The sequence below is a fragment of the Nocardioides sp. genome, from assembly GCF_041393715.1.
Classification (GTDB): domain Bacteria; phylum Actinomycetota; class Actinomycetes; order Propionibacteriales; family Nocardioidaceae; genus Nocardioides.
The window spans coordinates 332,515-352,625 of record NZ_JAWKJQ010000002.1; the positions used below are offsets into that span (position 1 = coordinate 332,515).

At 72.1% G+C, this 20,111-nt stretch carries 20 protein-coding genes; 14 read left to right on the forward strand and 6 right to left on the reverse strand.

The features are described 5' to 3' along the window. Positions 1-42: 42 nt before the first annotated feature. The 4 genes from R2740_RS04575 to R2740_RS04590 all read left to right on the forward strand — a co-directional run bounded on the left by R2740_RS04575 (position 43) and on the right by R2740_RS04590 (position 3,568). Positions 43-846, forward strand: a complete 804-nt coding sequence (locus R2740_RS04575) for a 2-keto-4-pentenoate hydratase (protein WP_371301505.1) — start codon at positions 43-45, stop codon at positions 844-846. Further along, positions 846-1,841, forward strand: a complete 996-nt coding sequence (locus R2740_RS04580; RefSeq protein ID WP_371301506.1) for an acetaldehyde dehydrogenase (acetylating) — start codon at positions 846-848, stop codon at positions 1,839-1,841. The genes R2740_RS04575 and R2740_RS04580 overlap by 1 nt, the downstream gene beginning before the upstream one ends. Continuing rightward, positions 1,838-2,887 (forward strand): 4-hydroxy-2-oxovalerate aldolase, encoded by a 1,050-nt coding sequence (gene dmpG, locus R2740_RS04585; RefSeq protein WP_371301507.1) that lies wholly within the window; start codon positions 1,838-1,840, stop codon positions 2,885-2,887. Before R2740_RS04580 ends, dmpG begins: the two co-directional genes overlap by 4 nt. A gap of 123 nt (positions 2,888-3,010) precedes the next feature. Then, positions 3,011-3,568, forward strand: coding sequence for a GNAT family N-acetyltransferase (locus R2740_RS04590; protein ID WP_371301508.1), 558 nt, complete (start codon positions 3,011-3,013; stop codon positions 3,566-3,568). Between the two features lie 64 nt (positions 3,569-3,632). On the opposite strand, the gene R2740_RS04595 is transcribed toward R2740_RS04590, so the two are convergent. Then, a complete protein-coding gene (locus tag R2740_RS04595) occupies positions 3,633-3,905 on the reverse strand; it encodes a hypothetical protein (RefSeq protein WP_371301509.1) in 273 nt (90 codons plus the stop codon). 81 nt (positions 3,906-3,986) lie between these two features. On the opposite strand from R2740_RS04595, the gene R2740_RS04600 reads away from it, so the two are divergent. The 3 genes from R2740_RS04600 (at position 3,987) to R2740_RS04610 (ending at position 7,313) form a co-directional block, all read left to right on the forward strand. Continuing rightward, positions 3,987-5,582: a thioredoxin domain-containing protein gene (locus R2740_RS04600; protein ID WP_371301510.1), complete on the forward strand. Its 1,596-nt coding sequence runs from the start codon at positions 3,987-3,989 to the stop codon at positions 5,580-5,582. A 211-nt stretch (positions 5,583-5,793) separates the two neighbouring features. Further along, positions 5,794-5,922: a hypothetical protein gene (locus R2740_RS04605; RefSeq protein ID WP_371301511.1), complete on the forward strand. Its 129-nt coding sequence runs from the start codon at positions 5,794-5,796 to the stop codon at positions 5,920-5,922. 464 nt (positions 5,923-6,386) lie between these two features. Beyond that, a complete protein-coding gene (locus R2740_RS04610) occupies positions 6,387-7,313 on the forward strand; it encodes a DUF1353 domain-containing protein (protein ID WP_371301513.1) in 927 nt (308 codons plus the stop codon). A 9-nt stretch (positions 7,314-7,322) separates the two neighbouring features. Here R2740_RS04610 and R2740_RS04615 read toward each other — a convergent pair whose 3' ends face one another. Beyond that, entirely contained in the window at positions 7,323-8,042 is a 720-nt protein-coding gene (locus R2740_RS04615) for a hemolysin III family protein (protein ID WP_371301514.1), read from the reverse strand. Between the two features lie 112 nt (positions 8,043-8,154). On the opposite strand from R2740_RS04615, the gene R2740_RS04620 reads away from it, so the two are divergent. From R2740_RS04620 to R2740_RS04635, 4 genes are all read left to right on the forward strand, one after another. Beyond that, positions 8,155-8,934, forward strand: coding sequence for an isoprenyl transferase (locus tag R2740_RS04620; RefSeq protein WP_371301653.1), 780 nt, complete (start codon positions 8,155-8,157; stop codon positions 8,932-8,934). Positions 8,935-9,341: 407 nt separating this feature from the next. Further along, entirely contained in the window at positions 9,342-10,622 is a 1,281-nt protein-coding gene (locus R2740_RS04625; RefSeq protein WP_371301654.1) for a PhoH family protein, read from the forward strand. 236 nt (positions 10,623-10,858) lie between these two features. Next, the gene (locus R2740_RS04630; RefSeq protein WP_371301515.1) at positions 10,859-11,515 is read left to right on the forward strand and encodes a lytic transglycosylase domain-containing protein; all 657 of its coding nucleotides are present in this window, start codon (positions 10,859-10,861) and stop codon (positions 11,513-11,515) included. Between the two features lie 122 nt (positions 11,516-11,637). Then, positions 11,638-12,927, forward strand: a complete 1,290-nt coding sequence (locus R2740_RS04635) for a PKD domain-containing protein (protein WP_371301516.1) — start codon at positions 11,638-11,640, stop codon at positions 12,925-12,927. A 35-nt stretch (positions 12,928-12,962) separates the two neighbouring features. Here R2740_RS04635 and R2740_RS04640 read toward each other — a convergent pair whose 3' ends face one another. Together R2740_RS04640 and R2740_RS04645 are read right to left on the reverse strand one after the other, a co-directional pair. Continuing rightward, on the reverse strand, positions 12,963-14,348 hold the full coding sequence (locus R2740_RS04640) for a class II fumarate hydratase (protein WP_371301517.1): 1,386 nt from the start codon (positions 14,346-14,348) through the stop codon (positions 12,963-12,965). Between the two features lie 10 nt (positions 14,349-14,358). Next, positions 14,359-15,051 (reverse strand): spermidine synthase, encoded by a 693-nt coding sequence (locus R2740_RS04645; protein ID WP_371301518.1) that lies wholly within the window; start codon positions 15,049-15,051, stop codon positions 14,359-14,361. Between the two features lie 197 nt (positions 15,052-15,248). Here R2740_RS04645 and R2740_RS04650 point away from each other — a divergent pair, with 197 nt between their 5' ends. After that, positions 15,249-16,052 carry a hypothetical protein gene (locus R2740_RS04650; protein WP_371301519.1) on the forward strand — a complete coding sequence of 268 codons (804 nt, stop codon included), beginning with the start codon at positions 15,249-15,251 and terminating at the stop codon, positions 16,050-16,052. Then, the gene (locus R2740_RS04655; protein WP_371301520.1) at positions 15,989-16,195 is read left to right on the forward strand and encodes a hypothetical protein; all 207 of its coding nucleotides are present in this window, start codon (positions 15,989-15,991) and stop codon (positions 16,193-16,195) included. The genes R2740_RS04650 and R2740_RS04655 overlap by 64 nt, the downstream gene beginning before the upstream one ends. Positions 16,196-16,527: 332 nt before the next feature. On the opposite strand, the gene R2740_RS04660 is transcribed toward R2740_RS04655, so the two are convergent. After that, positions 16,528-18,264 carry a fumarate hydratase gene (locus R2740_RS04660; protein ID WP_371301521.1) on the reverse strand — a complete coding sequence of 579 codons (1,737 nt, stop codon included), beginning with the start codon at positions 18,262-18,264 and terminating at the stop codon, positions 16,528-16,530. Between the two features lie 52 nt (positions 18,265-18,316). Here R2740_RS04660 and R2740_RS04665 point away from each other — a divergent pair, with 52 nt between their 5' ends. Then, on the forward strand, positions 18,317-18,976 hold the full coding sequence (locus R2740_RS04665) for a DUF1707 domain-containing protein (protein WP_371301522.1): 660 nt from the start codon (positions 18,317-18,319) through the stop codon (positions 18,974-18,976). Here R2740_RS04665 and R2740_RS04670 read toward each other — a convergent pair. Beyond that, a complete protein-coding gene (locus R2740_RS04670; RefSeq protein ID WP_371301523.1) occupies positions 18,973-20,028 on the reverse strand; it encodes a LacI family DNA-binding transcriptional regulator in 1,056 nt (351 codons plus the stop codon). The two genes, R2740_RS04665 and R2740_RS04670, sit on opposite strands and share 4 nt — an antisense overlap. Between the last annotated feature and the right edge of the window lie 83 nt (positions 20,029-20,111).

The window sequence follows — 20,111 nt, forward strand, 5'->3', positions numbered from 1 at the left end:
GTGGGGATACCCCCTGAGTTGTCCGTGCCCCGAGGAGCCAACGTGTCGAACGAGCCCACCCCTGAGGTCGTCGAGGCCGCCGAACGCCTGCTGCAGGCGGCGGCCGCCGGCGTCCCCTGTGACCCCGTGCGCGAGCTGATCGGCGAGACCGACGTCGACCGGGCCTACGCCGTCCAGGAGCGGCTGACGGCCGCCCGGCTGGCCGCCGGCGCCACCGTCGTCGGTCGCAAGATCGGCCTCACATCGAAGGCCGTGCAGGCCCAGATCGGCGTCGACCAGCCCGACTTCGGCGTGCTGTTCGACGACATGGGCTATGCCGAGACCGAGACCGTGCCGATGAGCCGGCTGCTCCAGCCCAAGGCGGAGGCCGAGGTGGCCTTCGTCCTCAAGGACGACCTCGTCGACGGCGACCTCGACGTCGCCCAGGTGGCGGCGGCCGTCGACTACGCCGTGGCCTCGCTGGAGATCGTCGACTCCCGGGTGGCCGGCTGGAACATCCGCTTCGGCGACACGGTGGCCGACAACGCCTCCTCCGGGCTCTACGTGCTCGGCTCGGAGCGCCGGAGCCTCGACGACTTCGCGCCGGTCGACGTCGAGATGACGATGAGCCGCAACGAGGAGCAGGTCTCCACCGGCAACGGCGCCGCCTGTCTCGGCGACCCGCTCAACGCGCTGTCCTGGCTGGCGCGCACCGCCCGCGACTTCGGCGAGCCGCTGCGCGCCGGTCAGGTCGTGCTCTCCGGCGCGCTCGGTCCGATGGCCGACGTCGGCCCCGGTGACGTCGTCACCGCCACCATCACCGGTCTCGGCACCGTGACCGCCCGCTTCTCCGGAAAGGACGACTGATGAACGACACACCTCAGACCGCGAAGACCAAGGTCGCCATCATCGGGTCGGGCAACATCGGCACCGACCTGATGATCAAGATGCTGCGGATCAGCAAGACGCTCGAGTGCGCCGCCATGGTGGGCATCGACCCGGAGTCCGACGGGCTCGCTCGAGCCGGCCGGTTCAAGGTGCCGACCACCCACGAGGGCGTCGACGGGCTGATCGCGATGGACCACTTCGACGAGATCGACATCGTCATGGACGCCACGTCCGCCGGCGCCCACCGGGTCAACGCGGCCAAGCTGGCGCCGTACGGCAAGAAGCTGGTCGACCTCACCCCGGCGGCGATCGGCCCGTTCGTGGTGCCGGTGGTCAACCTGGAGACCCACGAGGACGCCGACAACGTCAACATGGTCACCTGCGGTGGGCAGGCGACGATCCCGATCGTCTACGCCGTCTCGCGCATCACCGACGTGCCCTACGCCGAGATCGTCGCCTCCGTCGCGTCGAAGTCCGCCGGCCCCGGCACCCGCGCCAACATCGACGAGTTCACCGAGACGACGGCGCACGGCGTCGAGGTGATCGGCGGCGCCTGGAAGGGCAAGGCGATCATCATCCTCAACCCGGCCGAGCCGCCGCTGATCATGCGCGACACGGTCTTCTGCCTCATCAACGACCCCGACGAGCTCGCGCAGAACGCGATCCGCGAGTCGATCGAGGACGTCGTCGAGAAGGTCGCCGAGTACGTCCCCGGCTACCGGATGAAGCAGGCCGTGCAGTTCACCCGGCTGCCCGAGGGCGAGCCGGTGCACACGCTGCTCGGCAAGGGCGTCGGCGACGTGGAGGTCACCCACAAGGTGTCGGTCTTCCTCGAGGTGGAAGGCGCGGCCCACTACCTCCCGGCGTACGCCGGCAACCTCGACATCATGACCTCGGCCGCCATGCGCACCGCCGAGCACATCGCCGCGAAGATGCGAGATGCCCGGACCCGGACCGAGGAGGTGTCGGCATGAGCATCCAGACCCCTGACGACCAGGTCGAGCTCTACATCCAGGACGTCACGCTGCGCGACGGCATGCACGCGATCCGGCACCGGATCGAGCCCGACGACGTCCGCAAGATCGTGGCCGCGCTCGACGCGGCGGGCGTGGACGCCATCGAGGTCACGCACGGTGACGGGATCGCGGGCGGCTCGCTCAACTACGGCCCCGGCTCGCACACCGACTGGGAGTGGATCGAGGCCGCGGCCGAGGTGATCCAGAACGCCGTGCTCACCTCGCTGCTGGTGCCCGGCATCGGCACCATCGAGGGGCTGAAGCAGGCCTACTCCCTGGGGGTCCGCTCCGTGCGGGTGGCCACCCACTGCACCGAGGCCGACGTCGCCGCGCAGCACATCGCCACCGCGCGCGAGATCGGCATGGACGTGTCGGGATTCCTGATGATGTCGCACATGAGCGACCCGGCCTCGCTGGCCCAGCAGGCCAAGCTGATGGAGTCCTACGGCGCCCAGTGCGTCTATGTGACCGACTCCGGCGGCCGGCTGCTGATGCACGATGTGCAGGAGCGGATCCGCGCCTACCGCGACGTGCTCGACCCGGGCACCCAGATCGGCATCCACGCGCACGAGAACCTCTCCCTCTCGGTGGCCAACTCGGTGGTCGCCGTCGAGGAGGGGGTCTATCGCGTGGACGCCTCGCTGGCCGGCCAGGGCGCCGGGGCCGGCAACTGCCCGATCGAGCCGTTCATCGCCGTCGCGAACCTGCGCGGCTGGCGGCACCGCTGCGACCTGTTCCAGCTCCAGGACGCCGCCGAGGACCTGGTCCGCCCCCTGCAGGACCGACCGGTCCGGGTCGACCGCGAGACGCTCACCCTGGGCTACGCCGGCTCCTACTCGTCGTTCCTCCGGCACGCCGAGAACGCCTCGGCGCAGTACGACGTCGACACCCGCGACCTGCTGATGGAGGTCGGCCGGCGTGGCCTCGTCGGCGGCCAGGAGGACATGATCGTCGACATCGCGCTGGACATCCTCGCCCAGCGCGAGGCGGTCGCCTCCGCCTGACGCCGTCGTCCATCGTTTGCCGCGTTCGGCCCCTCCCGTCGGTGTGTCGCGGGGTCTTCTGCAGCAAACGATGGACGAAGGGGAGCGGAAACCGGTGGGCGGGAAGCGTCGAGGCCGGGCAGCATGGCTCTCGTGCCCCTCGCCACGCCGACGCTGACCACCGACCGGCTCCGCCTGCGTCGGTTCGACGAGGCCGACGCGGGGCCGCTGTTCGCGCTGCAGAGCGACGCCACGGTGCTCCGCTACTGGGACTCACCGCCCTGGGCCGAACCCCAGCGGGCCGAGGCGTTCCTGACAGCCTCCCGGGCGATGGCGGCCGAGGGCAGCGGCGTCCGGCTGGCGGTCGACCGGGTCGCCGACGATGTGTTCGTCGGCTGGTGCAGCCTGACCAGGTGGAGTCCCGTGCACCGCAGCGCGGCGATCACCTACTGCTTCGCCGAGGCCTCCTGGGGGCAGGGGTATGCGACGGAGGCCGCGGGTGCGCTGCTGGCCTGGGCCTTCGAGACCCTCGACGTCAACCGGGTCCAGGCCGAGACCGACACGCGCAACCTGGCCTCGGCACGGGTTCTCGAGAAGCTCGGCTTCGTGCGCGAGGGCACGCTCCGCGAGGACTGTGTCGTCGACGGTGAGGTGTCGGACTCGTGGGTCTTCGGGCTGCTGCGGCGGGAGTGGCGCGGGTGAGCCACGCGCTGTCCTTCACCTGGGCGGCCGCGCGGTGGCCGACCTTGCCGGATCTCGGGGCCTCCTAGCGGCCGCGTCGTCCTCGGGCGAGCTGCACCGCGACCAGCCCGAGCAGGACGACGATGAACGTGGGCAGCATCACCACCGGCTGCGTCAGCGCGCACGAGACGGTGTGGCCGGCGCCGTTGTAGCAGGTCGGCGGGTTCGTGTCGTCGCCGCTGACCGCACCGAACCAGTGGAACGCCGCCATCGCCGCGACCCCCGCCACGAGGACGTCGACGACGCCCAGGAGCAGCAGCCTGCCGCCCGCGCTGCGTCGTGCCGTCACCTCGGACATGCCCGCACGATGACCCAGGTCGACTCCGCGGGGCAAGTGGCCGCCCGAGAGACGTGGCGGGGGCCACGTAGGTTGGGGATCGTGGCCAACCGACTCGCGTCCGCGACCTCGCCCTACCTCCTCCAGCACGCCGACAACCCCGTCGACTGGTGGGAGTGGGGGCCCGAGGCGTTCGCGGAGGCGCGGGCGCGCAACGTCCCGGTGCTGCTGAGCGTCGGCTACGCCGCCTGCCACTGGTGCCACGTGATGGCGCACGAGTCGTTCGAGGACGACGACACGGCGGCGTACCTCAACGAGCACTTCGTGAGCGTCAAGGTCGACCGGGAGGAGCGACCGGACGTCGACGCGGTCTACATGCAGGCGACCACGGCGATGACCGGGCAGGGCGGCTGGCCGATGACCTGCGTGCTCGACCACGACGGCAACCCGTTCTTCGCCGGGACCTACTTCCCCGACCAGCCGCGGCATGGCCAGCCGTCGTTCCGGCAGGTGCTGCAGGCGCTGGTCGACGCGTGGACCAACCGTGGCGACGACATCCGGCGGGTCGGGTCGGACCTGCGCGACTTCCTCAACCAGCAGGCCAGCCACGCGGCCGGGCCGCTGGGTGCGCCCGAGCTGGAGAAGGCGGAGGCGGCCCTGCGCCGCGAGTTCGACTCGCAGACGCCGGGCTTCGGGAAGGCCCCGAAGTTCCCGCCGTCGATGGCACTGGAGTGGCTGCGCCGGCGCGCCGAGCCGGAGATGCTCGACGCGATCCTCGAGGCGATGGCCCGCGGTGGGATCTACGACCAGATCGGCGGCGGGTTCGCGCGCTACTCCGTCGACCGGGCGTGGGTGGTGCCGCACTTCGAGAAGATGCTCTACGACAACGCCCAGCTGGTCGGGCTCTACGCCCGTCGAGGCGGACCGCTGGGGGAGCGCATCGCGGCGGAGACCGCGGACTTCATGATCCGCGAGCTGGGCACCGCGGAGGGCGGGCTCGCGTCGGCGCTGGACGCCGACAGCGAGGGCGTGGAGGGGAAGTTCTACGTCTGGACCCGTGATCAGCTCGCCGAAGTGCTGGGCCCTGACGACGGCGGGTGGGCGGCGGAGCTCTTCCACGTCACCGAGCACGGCACCTTCGAGCACGGCTCGTCGGTGCTGCAGCTGTTGCACGACCCCGACGACGTCGACCGCTGGCGCCGGGTGCGCGCGGCCCTGCTCGCCGCCCGGGCCGACCGGGTGCGGCCGGCCCGCGACGACAAGGTCGTCGCCGCCTGGAACGGGCTCGCGATCACCGGCCTGGTCGACGCCGGCCTGCGCCTGGACCGGCCGGCGTACGTCGACGCGGCGGTGGCCGCCGGGCGGCTGCTGGTCGACCTGCATCTCGTGGACGGTCGGCTGCGCCGCGCCTCCCGCGACGGGGTCGTCGGCGCGCATGCCGGTGTCCTCGAGGACTACGGCGCCGTGGCCGGCGGCTTCTGTCCCTCGTGGAGGCGACCGGTGACGCGACCTGGCTGCGGCGTGCCGAGGAGCTGCTGGAGGTGGCCCTCGCTCACTTCCGCGCCGACGACGGCGGGTTCTTCGACACCGCCGACGACGCCGAGGCGCTGGTCGCCCGGCCGCGCGACCCGTCCGACAACGCCAGCCCGTCGGGTCTCTCCGCGACGGTCCACGCGCTGGCCACCTATGCCGCACTGACCGGCTCCGGCCGGCACCGACAGGCCGCCGAGGAGGCGCTCGCCTCCGTGGCCGGGCTGGCCCTGCGGGCGCCTCGCTTCGTCGGCTGGAGTCTCGCTGCCGCGCAGTCGATGCTCGACGGCCCGGAGGAGGTGGCCGTGGTCGGGCCGCCCGGGCCGATCGCGACGCCCTCGCGGCCGCCGCGCGGCGCCGGCCCGGCGCGGTGGTGGTCGTGGCCGACGACGCCCGCGAGGACATCCCGCTGCTGGTCGGCCGGAGGGCGGTCGACGGGCGCGCCGCGGCGTACGTCTGCCGGCACCAGGTCTGCGAGCGACCCGTCACCTCCGCCGCCGAGCTCTGAGGTCGGGCGGGTCCTGCCCGCGCCGGGGGCGTCATACGGTGCGGTCGTGGGGGCGGCCGGGGTGTATGACGCAAGCCGGGGTCGGCGGGGGCGTCATACGGTGCGGTCGTGGGGGCGGCCTGCGCGTATGACGCAAGCCCCGGGGTCGGCGGGGGCGTCATACGGTGCGGTTGTGGGGGCGGCCGGGGTGTATGACGCAAGCCCGGGGTCGGCGGGGGCGTCATACGGTGCGGTTGTGGGGCGGCCGGGGTGTATGACGCAAGCCCGGGGTCGGCGGGGGCGTCACGGTGCGGTTGTGGGGGCGGCCGGCGCGTATGACGCAAGCCCCGGCCGGCGGGGATGTCATACCGTCCGGTCGTGGGGGCGGCCTGCGCGTATGACGCAAACCCGGGCGACCACCGGAACCCCAGATACCTGCCGCGCGGGTCATTTCTGGAGCCCCACGACAGTGCCACCCTGGAGCGATGGAGCTGACGACCACACCGGACCCGGGCAACTTCAGCTACGGCGAGCCGATGGACGAGGCCGAGCGCCGGAGGACCTGGCCGCACACGCCCGACAACGTGATGCTCTGGCGGATGCTGACCGACCGGGGCAAGGAGGAGTTCGCGCTGCTGGCGACGATCTCCTACTACGACGAGGAGCACCAGCGCACGATCACGGTGCCCGACGTCTTCAGCGAGTACACCACCGACCTCACCTCGGTCCCGTCCTGGTTCACCTGGCTGGTGCCGAAGTCGGGGACCCACCTGCCGGCCGCCCTGGTCCACGACGGGCTGGTGTGCGACCCCGACCAGAACCCGACCTACCGGCTGGACCCACCGGGTGAGCCCCTCGACCGCATCGACGCGGACGTGGTCTTCCGCAACGCGATGCGCGACGCCCACGTCGGGCTGGTGCGTCGGTGGCTGGTCTGGGCGGCGGTGACCACCGCCTCCCTCTGGCAGGGCCCGCGCCGGGTGTGGCCGGCTCGCAACAAGGTCTACTACCGGGCGGTGATCGCGCTGCTGGTGGGCACCATCGCCTACCTCGGCGCCTGCGCGACGGCGCAGGTCTTCGACCGCGGCTATCCCTGGGCCTGGACGCTGCCGTGGATCCCCGAAGGGAGCTGGTGGAGCGAGATCGGCTACGGGCTGGCCGGGGCGATCGTGATCCCGTCCGTGCTGGCGCTCGCGTGGGGGAAGTACGCCCGCGCGGGCCTGATCGTCGGCATCGCCCTGGCGGCGCTCTTCCACGTGACGCTCGCGATCGCCGTCCTCGGACTGGCCTACCAGGGGCTGGAGTGGCTCGTCGCCCGGGCGGTGCGGGCCGGCATCGGCTGGACGCTGCTGGTCGCCGCCGCGGTCGGGTGGCTGGTGGCCCTGACGATGTTCGTGCTCGCGCTGGGGTGAGGTCGCGCGTCAGCGCAGGGAGTACGTCGCCAGGGAGACGCCGACGTAGTGGGTGACGAAGGCCAGGATCGTGAAGGTGTGGAACACCTCGTGGAACCCGAACCACCGCGGCCACGGGTCGGGACGACGGAAGCCGTAGACCACGGCGCCGAGGGTGTAGAGCGCGCCGCCCACGATGGCGAGCACCAGCACGGCCGTGCCGATGCCGACGCCCAGCTCGCGGGCGCCCTGGTAGTACTCCGGGGCGTAGGCCAGCGCGGCCCAGCCGAGGCCGAGGTAGATCGCGGTGTAGAGCCAGCGCGGCGCGTTGATCCAGAAGATGCGGAACAGCCCCCCGAGGGCCGCTCCGACCCAGACCACGGTGAGCATCACCGTGCGGTCGCGGCCGTCGAGCAGCAGGAGCGTGAACGGGGTGTAGGAGCCCGCGATCAGCAGGAAGATGTTGGCGTGGTCGAAGCGCTGCAGGAACCCGAACACACGCGGTGACCAACGCCCCCGGTGATAGACGGCCGACACGGTGAACAGCAGCAGCGCCGAGGCGGCGTAGATCGCCGACCCGACCCGGGTGGCGGCGGTGGGGGAGAGAGCGATCAGGACGATGCCGGCCGCCAGGGTGAGCGGTGCGGTCGCGGCGTGCAGCCATCCGCGAAGCCGCGGCTTGAGGTCGTCGAGCACGTCGTCGAGCTGCTCGTGGAGCTCGCCGAGCCGCGACCGCAGGGCGTCGTTCATGTCGCAAGCCTAGGTGGCGGTCGGACGATCCGTGACGTGTTCTCCGCCACGCGCCAGGACGTGCCGGAACGGCCGAGGACCGGTCCACCCCGGCTACGATCGTCGCGTGGCGATGACGGCGGTGCTCAAGGAGCGGGTACGCCGGCTCTTCTACCCCGCCTACGAGGCCCGGATGCTCCAGGCACTGCCCAAGGACCGCATCCCGAAGCACATCGGCGTGATGCTCGACGGCAACCGGCGCTGGGCCAAGGGTGTCGGCCTCGACTCGGCCAGCGGCCACCGGGCGGGTGCCGCCAACATCGAGCCGCTGCTGCACTGGAGCGAGGAGGTGGGGGTCGAGGTCGTCACCCTGTGGCTGCTGTCCACCGACAACCTCAATCGTCCCTCGGAGGAGCTCGACACGCTGCTCGACGTCATCGGAGACGCCGTGGAGGCGCTCGCCGCGCAACGTCGGTGGCGGCTGCACCCCGTCGGCGCGCTCGACCTGCTGCCGGCGCCGCTCACCGCGCGGCTGAAGTCGGCCGAGGAGGCCACCAGCGATGTCGACGGTCTGCTCGTCAACATCGCAGTCCCCTACGGCGGCCGCCGCGAGATCGCCGATGCGGTGCGGGCGCTGCTCCAGGAGCACGCGGAGCGCGGCACCCGGCTGGAGGAGCTGGCCGAGGCACTCGACGTCGACCACATCGCCGAGCACCTCTACACCCGTGGCCAGCCCGACCCCGACCTGGTCATCCGGACCTCCGGCGAGCAACGGCTGGGCGGCTTCCTGCTCTGGCAGAGCGCGCAGAGCGAGTTCTACTTCTGCGAGGCCTACTGGCCCGACTTCCGCAAGGTCGACTTCCTGCGCGCGGTCCGCGCCTACACCCAGCGGCAGCGGCGCTTCGGCGCCTGAGCGTCCTCGCCTCGACGCCTCGTCGGCACCCTGGGCCGCCGGCCGACCGGCCCCGGATCGGTGTGGGGTTCACCCGACCGTCATCACGCGTTCGGGCGTGTCGCGGCTGGGTGGCCGGTGTCGCGTCGTACCGTCGCGATGAGGGTGAGTGGGGAAGCTCGCTCTCGTCGGGAGGCCCGTTCGTGACCCACTGCGACCGCACCGCGGGGGCACCCGCCCGCGCGCGAGGAGGCCGGCACCCCGGCCTTCGGGCAGCACCCCGTCCCAACCGCGTGTCATGAGCCGAAGGCCGGGCGCGGGTGTGCGTCCCGGTCGCCGAAGGGGAAGTCGTGTCGACCTCGTCCCGCACATCCGCCGAGAAGCCCGCGTCGCGCCGGCCCGCCCGCGCCACCCAGACCCGCACCTTCGTGCTCGACACCAGCGTGCTGCTGGCCGACCCGGGCGCGCTGCGGCGGTTCGCCGAACACCAGGTGGTGCTGCCGGTGGTGGTGATCACCGAGCTGGAGGGCAAACGACACCATCCCGAGCTGGGCTTCTTCGCGCGCAGCGCGCTGCGCCAGCTCGACGACCTGCGGGTCTCGCACGGCAGGCTCGACGAGCCGGTCCCGGTCGGCGAGCTGGGGGGCAGCATCCGGGTCGAGCTCAACCACACCGACCCGGAGTCGCTGCCGTCGGGCTTCCGGCTGGGCGACAACGACACGCGGATCCTCGCGGTCGCCCGCAACCTGGCCAACGAGGGCCACGACGTCACGCTGGTCTCCAAGGACCTGCCCCTGCGGATCAAGGCCTCCGCGGTCGGCCTGGTCGCCGAGGAGTACCGCGCCGAGGCGGTCTCCGACTCCGACACCGGCTACTCCGGCATGGCGGAGCTGGAGGTCGGCGGCGCCGACCTCGATGAGCTCTACGACGACGGGAACCTCGACCTCGACGCCGCTCGCGAGCTGCCGTGTCACACCGGGCTGGTGCTGGTCTCCGAGCGCGGGACCGCCCTGGGCAGGGTCGGACCCGACAAGCAGGTCCACCTGGTGCGCGGCGACCGGGAGGCGTTCGGGATCCATGGCCGCTCGGCCGAGCAGCGGATCGCGCTGGAGATGCTGCTCGACCCGGAGGTCGGCATCGTCTCCCTGGGTGGCCGCGCCGGCACCGGCAAGTCGGCGCTCGCGCTGTGCGCGGGTCTGGAGGCGGTCATGGAGCGGCGCCTGCACCAGCGCGTCGTGGTCTTCCGTCCGCTGTTCGCGGTCGGCGGCCAGGAGCTCGGCTACCTGCCGGGGTCGGAGTCGGAGAAGATGTCGCCCTGGGCCCAGGCGGTCTTCGACACGCTGGGTGCCGTCACCACCCGCGACGTGATCGACGAGGTGCTCGACCGGGGCATGCTCGAGGTGCTGCCGCTCACCCACATCCGCGGCCGGTCGCTGCACGACGCCTTCGTGATCGTCGACGAGGCGCAGTCGCTGGAGCGCAACGTGCTGCTCACGGTGCTGTCGCGGATCGGTGCCAACTCCAAGGTGGTGCTGACCCACGACGTCGCGCAGCGCGACAACCTCCGGGTGGGCCGTCACGACGGTGTCGTCGCGGTGGTCGAGAAGCTGAAGGGCCACCCCCTGTTCGCCCACGTGACCCTCACCCGGTCCGAGCGCTCACCGATCGCGGCGCTGGTCACCGAGATGCTGGAGAACGTCACCGTCTGAGGTCCGCCGGGACCGCGACGGCCTGGGTGCTCACCGGTCCACACCACCTGTGACTGATGTGACGGGTGTGACTTCAGTGGGCTGTCCCGGGGCGCTGTGACCGGGCTCTCGGGGGCAGTTGCGTCGTTCGCGTCCGGGCCGGTGGGTGCTGAGGCACAGTCTGGCTGACGCCTACGTCGCCGGGTTCGGGGAACGGCGAGGCGGGCTCGCCCAGACGCCGTACCCGAAGGACCCCGGTGGCCAAGCATCGCGCTCACGTTCCCAAGCACCGCGACGCCGACGCGTCCGCGGGTGCCCGGGCACGTCGCGCCTCCCGGACCGCGGTCCGCAACACCGCGGTGCTCGGCGCGCTGTCGGCGACCGCCACCGGCACCGTGGTGACGGGTGGGGTGCTGCTCGGGCAGACGGCGTCGGCGGAGCCGAGCTCCTACGCGGCCTCGGCACCGATCGCGCACACCGGGGCGACGCTGCGGGCAGCTCGGCAGGCGGCCTTCGCCGGCTCCCGCACGGACCACCGGGCAGCCACCGACCCGGCCAAGGCGGCCGCGCTGTCGGTCCCGACCGGACGCGCCGAGTCGCGCACCGAGGACATCTCGGACGCCGACCCCCGGGTGATCGCCCGGGCGCTGATGCCGGAGTACGGCTTCGGCGAGGACCAGTGGTCCTGCCTGGACTCGCTCTACCTCAGCGAGAGCGGGTGGCAGGTCGACGCCGACAACCCGACGTCGACCGCCTACGGCATCCCGCAGGCGCTGACCGGGCTCCACGACCTGCCGCCGGGCTACATGACCTCGGCCGAGGTGCAGATCCGCTGGGGGCTGGGGTACATCCAGAGCTCCTACGGAACCCCGTGCGGAGCCTGGGCGTTCAAGCGCGAGAACAACTGGTACTGACGGCGGTGCCCTGGCCCTTCCGGGCCGGTGCCGAGTGGCCCGAACGGGTGGTTGGCCGCCGCAGGTGGGTGGTCTCCGGGCGATCGGCAACCATCGTCGAGACCAACGCTCACAGTCTGTCCATGACCGCCTCGTGGACCCGCCTCGTCACCGCCGCCACCGTCGTGGGCGCGATCCTGCTCACCGGTACCCCTGCCCAGGCCGCTCCGCCGGTGAAGCCGGGACCCGTGACCAATCTCGCCGCCACGGCCAGCAAGCCCGCCGGCTACCAGGTCGACTCGACCTGGGACGCCGCGAGCGACACCACCAACTACCAGGTCAGCCTGTCGCTGGGCGGCACGGTCGTCAGCTCGTACTCGACGACCGGCACGACCTGGAGCGCCACGACCTCGGCCGGTGCCGGCCAGACCGTCGTCGTGACCGTGACGCCGTACAACGGGAAGCGCAAGGGGACCGCGACCTCGGTCAGCCTGCTGCTCCCCGACCTGACCGCACCGACCGGCGCCTTCTCGGTCGCGGCCACCGACATGATGGCCACCATCACCCAGGACGAGCTGTCCGACGATGCCACAGCCACCAACGAGATCCTCCGCGACATCGACTGGGGCGACGGTGGTGGTTGGCAGGTGTGGTCGACCGGCACCACCGCCGACCACACGTACGCCGGCCTGGGTCGCTACATCCCGCAGGTGCGGCTGACCGATGTCAGCGGCAACAGCGTGGTGCTCACCCTCGCCGCCGTCGTCGTGGGTGACACCACGGCGCCGACGGGCGTGTTCACCGCCGGGCCGGCCACGGCCTGGGTCGGTTTCACCGAGGTGACCCTGACCGAGGTCTCGCTCGCCGACGACTTCTCCGCCACCGCGGCGCTGGAGGTCTCGGCCGACTGGGGCGACGGCACCGTCGAGCCGTTCACCGGGACCTCGATGACGCACACCTACGCCGCGGCCGGCACCTTCACCCCGACCGTGCACGCCACCGACGAGGCGGGCAACGTCGCGACGCTGCCCACCAGCGAGATCGTGGTCGCCGCCGACGTGGCGGGCCCGACCCTGACGATCACCAAGCCGGCTCGCGCCGCGTCGCTGGCCTCGTGGCGCTACGTCAAGGGCAAGGCGATCGACGCCGAGACGGGCGTCGCTCCGGTCAAGGTCAGGATGATCGAGAAGCGCGGTTCCCGGTGGTACGCCTATCTGCCCGCGCGGGGCGTCTGGGTCAGGGCCGGCGCGACGCCCGCGAGCGCCTGGAAGAAGACCAAGGCCGCGACGCGTGCCCCCTCGGGCACCGGTGCCTGGAAGGTGCGCGTCAAGAAGCTCACCAAGGGCCAGCTGCGGGTCCGGGTCGCTGGTGCCGACCTCGTCGGCAACGTGGGACCTCGCGCCGAGCGCCGGCAGAGCATCACCCGGCGCTGAGTCCGGGTCCTGGAGTCGAGGACGGCCGGCCGCGCTCAGCGGCCGGTCATCCGGTCCACGTCGAGTGCGGCCTCCAGCTGCTCCTCGGTGATCTCGCCGCCCTCCACGAAGCCCATGGCACGGACGGTGTCGGCGATCGTGGCCCCGTCGGCGAGCGCTCGCTTGACCACGGCGGCGGCCCGCTCGTAGCCCAGGTGACGGTTGAGCGGGGTGACCACGGAGGGGGAGGCCTCGGCATAGCGGCGCATCCGGTCGCGATCGGCCGTGAGCCCGTCGACGCATCGGGTGGCGAGCAGCCGCGAGACCGAGGCGAGCAGGCGCACCGACTCGAGCAGGTTGCGGGCGATGACCGGCATCATCACGTTGAGCTCGAAGGTCCCGGCGGCGCCGGCCCAGGCGACGGTGGCGTCGTTGCCGATGACCTGTGCGCACGCCATCAGGGTGGCCTCGGGGATCACCGGGTTGACCTTGCCGGGCATGATGCTCGACCCCGGCTGCAGGTCGGGGAGATGGATCTCTCCGAGCCCGGTGGCCGGGCCGCTGGACATCCAGCGCAGGTCGCCGGCGATCTTGGTCAGTCCCACCGCGATGGTGCGGAGCACGCCGCTCAGCTCGACCAGGGAGTCGCGGGTCCCCTGGGCCTCGAAGTGGTTGCGGGCCTCGGTGAACGGCTGGCCGGTGCGCTCGGCGAGCGCGGCGATGACCGCGGCCGCGAATCCCGGCGCGGCGTTGAGGCCGGTGCCCACGGCGGTGCCGCCGAGCGGCAGCTCACGGACGCGGGGGAGCACGGCCTCGAGGCGCTCCCGGGCGTAGCCGACGGTCGCGGCGTAGCCGCCCAGCTCCTGCCCCAGGGTGACCGGCGTGGCGTCCATGAGGTGGGTCCGGCCGGCCTTGACGGCGTCGGCGTACTCCTCGGCCTTGGCGTGCAGGCTGCGCCGGAGGATGTCGAGTGCGGGCAGCAGGTCGTCGACGACCTCGCGAGCGGCGGCCACGTGGATCGCGGTGGGGAAGGTGTCGTTGGAGGACTGACCGGCGTTGACATGGTCGTTGGGGTGCACGTCGACGCCGTCCAGCGCACAGAGTCGAGCGACCACCTCGTTGACGTTCATGTTGGTGCTGGTGCCCGACCCGGTCTGGAACACGTCGATCGGGAAGTGGGCGTCCGCGCCGCCGTCGGCGACCAGGGCGGCCGCCTCCTCGATCGCCTGGGCTCGGGCCGGGTCGAGGACTCCGACCTCGCCGTTGACCCCCGCCGCGCAGGCCTTGACCAGCGCCAGCGCATGGATCAGCGACGGCTCCATGGTGGTGCCGCTGACGGGGAAGTTCTCGACCGCCCGCTGGGTCTGGGCACCCCACAGCGCGTCGGCGGGGACCTCGACGGCGCCCATGGAGTCGTGCTCGGTCCTGGTCTCCTCGCTCACCCCGTCGAGGCTACTCGGCGATGCCGTCGAGCCCTCGATGGCCGACGTAGAGCCAGTAGTGCTCGTCGCGACCCTGCAGGGTGACCGGCTGGTCGAGCTCCTCCGCGGTGTCGTAGGCCGCACTCAGGTGCCCGAGCAGCCCTGGCTCGCGGGCCGCCGACCAGACGACCACGGCCCCGCCGGGCCGGATCGTGTGCCGGAGGTCGGCGAGGAAGCCTGCCTCGTAGACGGCGGCGTTGGCGTCGTGCACGAGGTAGCCCGGTCCGTTGTCGATGTCGAGCAGCACCAGGTCGTACGTCGGCCGCTCGGCCGCGCCGAGCACCGCCGCCACGTCGTCGACCAGGAGCTCGACGCGGGGGTCGGCCAGCAGCGCCGGACCGTGCGGCACCGTCCCGTCGCGCAGCCAGTCGACCAGTGCCGGCTCGATCTCGACGACCGTGCATCGCTGCACCCGCGGGTCGGTGAGCACCGCCGCGAGCGTGAAGCCCAGGCCGAGCCCGCCCACGAGCACGTGGTGCGGCCGGCCGGTCGCCGCGAGGGCCCGGTCAGCCAGGGCGCGTTCGGACGACGTCTCCGCCGTGTCCATCACGAACACGCCGTTGGCCCGCAGCTCCAGCACCTCGCGCTTGCCGTCGTACCGGCGCCGCAGGACGAGCTCCCCGCGCGGCGACTCCGCCCTCGCCACCTCCCTCGGTCGGCCCATGGCTCGACCCTAGGGCCGGGGTCGCCGTGGTTGCGTCATACGAAGGGAGCGTCGGGGCGAGCGATCCGGATGACGTCCGTGGGAGTGTCATACGAAGGGAGCGTCAGGGCGAGCGATCCGGATGACGTCGTGGGGGGTTGTCCACAGGCGGGCGATCGGTCCTGGCGCTCGACCGGGCCTGCCGCCATCGTCGGAGGATGTCGCAGACGCTCCACGCCCCGTCGCCCATGACCCGAGCCATGGAGCTGGCGGCGGACCAGGCCAACATCATCAGCAGACGCCAGCTCTACGGCCTCGGCGTGACCCGCAGTCAGCTGCGCGCCCAGCTGGTCGCGCGTCGGTGGCGACGGTGTCTCTCGCAGTCGATCTCGATCACGACCGGCCCGCTCACCGTCGAGGCACGTCGTTGGGTCGCCGTGTTCGAGGGCGGTCCGCGAGGGTTCCTCGACGGGTCGGCCGCCCTGCTCGCAGCCGGCCTCGAGGGCTTCACGGCCGACGCCATCAGGGTCTCGGTGCCGCGCGGGGCGAGAGTACGGCGGACCGCCGGGCTCAACGTCCGGCAGACTCGTCGATGGCAGGCCGACGATGTCGCGGCCGGGTCCGGGCCACCTCGAGCACGCCCTGAGGTGGCGGCCGTGCGCGCTGCCCTGTGGGCGAAGTCGGCGAAACAGGCCGCGCTCCTGGTGACGCTGGCGGTCCAGCAGGGTCTGACGAGTGTCGAGCTCCTGGCGAGCGAGCTGTTGCGGATCAGGAGAGACAAGCGACGTGTGCTCCTGGGCGAGCTGGTGCTGGAGCTTGCCGGCGGGGTCCGCTCCTGGGTGAGCTGGAGTTCGCCCGGGAGTGCCGGCGTCGAGGTCTGCCGGAGCCTTCCCGGCAGGCTCGTCGGCGCGGGCGCGGTGGTCACTACTACCTCGACGCACTCTGGGAGTCGTTCGCGGTGGCCGTCGAGATCGACGGCATCCATCACCTCGCGGCGCCCTCCGTCGTCGACGATGCGTTGAGGCAGAACCACGTGTCGCTGCAGGGTTGCACCGTGCTGCGGCTCCCGCTGTTGGGCCTGCGGCTCGCCCCCGACCAGTTCTTCGCGCAGATCGAGCGCGCGCTCATCGCCGGCGGGTGGTCGCGGCTGGGCGCCAGCGCCTGAGGCTCGCCGGTTCCGCTTGTCGCCAGGCAGGGTGCGGCGCGGGGACGTCATACGGAGGGTGCGCCCGGGCGGCCGGGGTGGATGACGCAACGGGCCCGGCCCGGGGACGTCATACGGAGAGAGCGCCCGGGCGGCCGGGGTGGATGACGCAACGGGCCCGGCCCGGGGACGTCATACGGAGGGTGCGCCCGGGCGGCCGGGGTGGATGACGCAACGGGTGCGGCGCGGGGACGTCATACGGAGGGAGCGCCCGGGCGGCCGCGGTGGATGACGCACACCACGGCGACCACGGCGAAGCGGTCGGCCGACGAGCCGCGGAGGTCTGGGCCCGCCTACTCCGCGGAGCGGACCCGGATCCCCGACAGCGGCACCGTGACGCTGCCTGCGGGGTCGGTGAAGAAGTCGTTGCCCTTGTCGTCGACCACGATGAAGGCAGGGAAGTCCTCGACCTCGATCTTCCAGACGGCTTCCATGCCGAGCTCGGGGTACTCCAGCACCTCGACCGACTTGATGCAGTCCTGCGCCAGCCGTGCGGCCGGCCCGCCGATCGAGCCGAGGTAGAAGCCGCCGTGCGACGCGCACGCGGTGGTCACCGCCTTCGACCGGTTGCCCTTCGCGAGCATCACCTTCGACCCGCCGGCGGCCTGGAACTGCTCGACGTAGGAGTCCATCCGGCCAGCGGTGGTCGGGCCGAACGACCCTGAGGCATAGCCCTCCGGTGTCTTGGCCGGGCCGGCGTAGTAGACCGCGTGGTCGCGCAGGTACGCCGGCATCTCCTCGCCGGCGTCGAGGCGCTCCTTGATCTTGGCGTGCGCGATGTCGCGCGCCACGACCAGGGGACCGGTCAGCGACAGACGGGTCTTCACGGGGTGCTGCGAGAGCTCGGTCAGGATCTCGGACATCGGCCGGTTGAGGTCGATCCGGACCACCTCGCCGCCGCTGATGAGATCGGCCTCGGTCGTGTCGGGGAGGTAGGACGCCGGGTCGGTCTCGAGCTGCTCGAGGAAGACCCCGTCGGCGGTGATCTTCCCCAGGGCCTGCCGGTCAGCGGAGCACGACACCGCGATCGCCACCGGACAGGACGCCCCGTGCCGCGGCAGCCGAACCACGCGCACGTCGTGGCAGAAGTACTTCCCGCCGAACTGCGCGCCGATCCCGAACCCCTGGGTGAGCTTGAAGACCTCCTCCTCGAGCTCGAGGTCGCGGAAGCCGTGTGCGCTGACCGAACCCGAGGTCGGCAGGTCGTCGAGGTAGTGGGCGGAGGCATACTTCGCGGTCTTCAGGGCGAACTCCGCGCTGGTGCCGCCGATCACGACCGCCAAGTGGTAGGGCGGGCAGGCGGCGGTGCCGAGCGAGCGGATCTTCTCGTCGAGGAACGCCAGCATCCGCTCGGGGTTCAAGACGGCCTTGGTCTCCTGGTAGAGGAAGGACTTGTTGGCCGAGCCGCCGCCCTTGGCCATGAAGAGGAACTTGTACTCCGGGCCGGAGGCGGGAGTGGGCATCGAGTAGAGCTCCACCTGGGCGGGCAGGTTGGTGCCGGTGTTCTTCTCCTCCCACATCGTCAGCGGCGCCAGCTGGGAGTAGCGCAGGTTGAGTCGGGTGTAGGCGTCGAAGACGCCCCGGCTGATCGACTCTGCGTCGTCACCGCCGCCGGTGAGCACGCCCTCGGACTTCTTGCCCATCACGATCGCGGTGCCGGTGTCCTGGCACATCGGCAGGACGCCGCCGGCCGAGATGTTGACGTTCTTGAGCAGGTCGAGCGCCACGAACCGGTCGTTGCCGGACGCCTCCGGGTCGTCGATGATCCGGCGCAGCTGGGCCAGGTGACCCGGCCGGAGGTAGTGGCTGATGTCGTGCATCGCCGTCTCGGTGAGCAGGCGCAGCGCCTCGGGCTCGACGCGGAGGAACCGCTGCCCGTCGACCTCGACGGTGGACACCCCCTCCGTCGTCAGCAGCCGGTACGGCGTCTCCGGGGCGCCGTTGGACCCGTGGGTGGGCAACAGGTCGGCGTAGCGGAACTCGGGGCCGGTGGCCCGCTCGGAGGCGGGGGCAGGAGGAGGGGTGCTCACGACCGCCAGGCTAGTCGAGCCGGAGCCGCGCCCGGCCGACTACCCTGGCCCCATGGCAGCAGAGGCCGAGCACCCCGGCAGCATGCCCGCACGACGTCCCGACGCGGCACAGCTGCGCATCTCCGATGCCGACCGGCATCGGGTGGCCGACGTGCTCCGCGAGGCCGCCGGAGAGGGCCGGATCGACCTCGACGAGCTCGACGAGCGGCTGGAGGCGGCCTATGCCGCCAAGACCTATGCCGACCTGGTCCCGATCACCGCCGACCTGCCTGCCCACCCGGCCACCGCACCGGCGGCGCCACGGCCGGCCAACCTGCCGGCCTCGGTGACCCACGACAGCTCCCTGGCGATCCTGGGTGAGACCAGGCGGGTCGGCGCCTGGCTGGTGCCTCCGGAGCACCGGGTGGCGGCGTTCATGGGCGGGGTGAGGATCGACCTGCGCGAGGCGACCTTCTCGGCCGCCGAGACGGTGATCACGGTGAGTGCGGTGATGGCCGGCGTCGACATCGTGGTCGACCAGTCCACCCACGTGGTCGTCGAGGGGGTGGGGGTGATGGGCGACTTCAGCCAGTCCCGCGACAAGGTCCCGGCCGAGCTGACGCCCGACTCGCCGGTGGTGCGGGTCAAGGGCTTCGCGCTGATGGCGGGCGTCTCGGTGGTCCGCAAGGGTGCCCCCAAGACCGGCGTCCGGCGGATGCTCGGCGGCGGCTAGGTCGAGCGCCTCCCCGGCACCGAGCGGTCCGCGTCGGCCGGTCCGGTGCTGGTCCGTGCGACCAGCTCGGCCGGCAACACGGTGTCACCGAACAGCACCCGGTCGGAGGGCGCCAGCCGTCGCTGCCGGATCACCTCGAGCAGGTTGCGGGCGGCGATCTGGCCCTGCTCGACCACCGGCTGCCGGACCGTGCTGAGTCCGATGTAGCGGGCCAGCAGGTGGTCGTCGATCCCCATCACCGAGAGCTGCCCCGGCACGGACACGCCACGCTCACGCGCCGCGCTGAGCACGCCGATCGCCATCTCGTCGGAGGCGCAGAAGATGGCGGTCGGCGGGTCCTCCAGCGACAGCAGCTCGCCGCCGGCCTCGAAACCGCCCTCGATCGTGAAGTGGCCGTAGGTCTCGTACTCCGCTCGGAGCGGGATGCCGGCCGTCGTCAGGGTGCTGCGGTAGCCCCGGAGCCGGGCTCGCGGCGTGCTGAAGTCGAGTGGCTCGGTGGCGGAGCCGCCGACGTAGGCGATCCGGCGGTGCCCGAGGTCGAGCAGGTGCTGCAGGCCGATCCGGGCGGCCCTCTCGTCGTCGATGCTGACGCTGGGGCACCCCTCCATCCGGGCGCCGACCAGCGAGACCGGAGGAGCGTGCGTGTGCAGCCAGAGCTCCTCGTCGTCGGTGGGCTCGATGCCGAGCACCAGCACCCCGTCGACCCGCTTGGTCAGCTGGTGGCTGTGCAACACGCGGCTGCGGGTGGCCTGGTCGCCACCGAGGCTGTAGAGCAGCACGTCGTAGCCGTGCTGCCGCAGCACGCTCTCGGCCCCCTCGACGACGGTGGCGAAGAACCAGCGCGTCACGAACGGCGCGACCACCGCGATCGTCCGGGTCTCGCCCCCCGCGAGCACGGAGGCGGCGGGGGAGGCGACGTACCCGAGTCGCTGGGCGGCCTCGACGACGCGCTGTCGGGTCTCCTCGGAGACGCCCGGCAGGTTGCGCAGCGCCCGTGAGACGGTGGCCGTCGAGAGGCCGACCTCGTGCGCGACGTCGTTGATGCCGGTCACGGTTCCACCTCCTTCGCTGACCGCTCGTCCGAGGCATGCCGCCGGAAGCGACGATGCCCGGCGTCCCGGTGGATCAGGAGGCG

Coding starts and splice junctions, on each gene's coding strand:
- R2740_RS04650 (WP_371301519.1), top strand. CDS start 15,249: ATGTCGCAGACGCTCCACGCCCCGTCGCCCATGACCCGAGCCATGGAG.
- R2740_RS04645 (WP_371301518.1), bottom strand. CDS start 15,051: ATGGGCCGACCGAGGGAGGTGGCGAGGGCGGAGTCGCCGCGCGGGGAG.
- R2740_RS04595 (WP_371301509.1), bottom strand. CDS start 3,905: ATGTCCGAGGTGACGGCACGACGCAGCGCGGGCGGCAGGCTGCTGCTC.
- R2740_RS04610 (WP_371301513.1), top strand. CDS start 6,387: ATGGAGCTGACGACCACACCGGACCCGGGCAACTTCAGCTACGGCGAG.
- R2740_RS04620 (WP_371301653.1), top strand. CDS start 8,155: ATGACGGCGGTGCTCAAGGAGCGGGTACGCCGGCTCTTCTACCCCGCC.
- R2740_RS04580 (WP_371301506.1), top strand. CDS start 846: ATGAACGACACACCTCAGACCGCGAAGACCAAGGTCGCCATCATCGGG.
- R2740_RS04665 (WP_371301522.1), top strand. CDS start 18,317: ATGGCAGCAGAGGCCGAGCACCCCGGCAGCATGCCCGCACGACGTCCC.
- R2740_RS04590 (WP_371301508.1), top strand. CDS start 3,011: ATGGCTCTCGTGCCCCTCGCCACGCCGACGCTGACCACCGACCGGCTC.
- R2740_RS04615 (WP_371301514.1), bottom strand. CDS start 8,042: ATGAACGACGCCCTGCGGTCGCGGCTCGGCGAGCTCCACGAGCAGCTC.
- dmpG (WP_371301507.1), top strand. CDS start 1,838: ATGAGCATCCAGACCCCTGACGACCAGGTCGAGCTCTACATCCAGGAC.
- R2740_RS04635 (WP_371301516.1), top strand. CDS start 11,638: ATGACCGCCTCGTGGACCCGCCTCGTCACCGCCGCCACCGTCGTGGGC.